The organism is Holdemanella sp. DFI.5.55, from assembly GCF_020593575.1.
Classification (GTDB): domain Bacteria; phylum Bacillota_I; class Bacilli_A; order Erysipelotrichales; family Erysipelotrichaceae; genus Holdemanella; species Holdemanella hominis.
The window spans coordinates 1-576 of record NZ_JAJDMK010000192.1; the positions used below are offsets into that span (position 1 = coordinate 1).

The window sequence follows — 576 nt, forward strand, 5'->3', positions numbered from 1 at the left end:
AATAATCCTCTTTTTGTAGCAGGTGTTCCACGATGTTTAGGTTCTACTCCATCAATTTTAGTTCCTTTATGATTGTAAGGAGTATATTTTTCATCCATCTCAACTTCATTACCTACTGTGTATGGGACGTTCCTCAGTTCCTAGACTAACCAATAGTTTATGGCGCATATTAAAAACATTACGTTCATTCACGTTGATTTTAGCAGCTGTTTCTTTAAGAGATACACCATTCAATGTATCCAGGATAAGTTCATTCCATTTGGATTGGTTTTGATGAGAATAAAAAGTAAGCTGACCGCGGTCCACAACAAAACGTTTTCCGCATTCTTTACAACGAAGCATTTGTTTACCAAAGTTGGCAAAACCGCTTTTAATTAAACGAGGATGATAACATCCGCATTTAGGACAGTATTCAAAATGATACGTATTCATTTTATTGTTTGTATCTAGGTAATCAGTGATTTCACGATCAATCTTTTCGATTTGAAAAGATTGTAAAGCAGCGATAGTATCTTGGTTTAAATATTTTGAAGTTCTTGTCATAAGTGTAGTCTCTCTTTCGTTTACACCTATACA

General features: G+C 34.4%; 1 protein-coding gene. It reads right to left on the reverse strand.

Features of this window, described 5'->3' with window-relative positions:
• Positions 1-108: 108 nt before the first annotated feature.
• Positions 109-576: hypothetical protein (locus LJE08_RS13750; RefSeq protein ID WP_227403550.1), on the reverse strand; the 468-nt coding region annotated here is incomplete at its 5' end.